Consider the following 261-nt stretch of genomic DNA (forward strand, 5'->3'; position numbering starts at 1 on the left):
TGGATCAACGATATGATGTTGGCGAAGGGCTTGCGCAGGTTGGCGAGGCCGGTATCGGTTGCGCGATACTTTAGCCGTGCCTGAGCCGCTTGCGGTGAAAGTCGCTTGGGCGGTTCTTTGGCTGAGATTTACCCACAAATCGACGCAGCATTTTGGTAGCGGCGCACGAGGTGCTTGTAAACAGCGGCAGACAATGTTAACTTCGCGCAACTTCATTGTCTGTGATGTATGGCATTGTCTGGCACCGACGACCTTGACGAT

At 54.0% G+C, this 261-nt stretch carries 1 protein-coding gene; it reads left to right on the top strand.

Translation table 11 applies throughout. The features are described from left to right. Positions 1 to 58: 58 nt before the first annotated feature. Positions 59 to 261 (top strand): hypothetical protein (locus SB717_RS37155; RefSeq protein ID WP_410908110.1); only part of this gene is annotated, 203 nt, incomplete at its 3' end.

Source organism: Priestia sp. SIMBA_032, from assembly GCF_046535215.1.
In the GTDB taxonomy this organism is placed as follows: Bacteria; Bacillota; Bacilli; order Bacillales; family Bacillaceae_H; genus Priestia; species Priestia aryabhattai.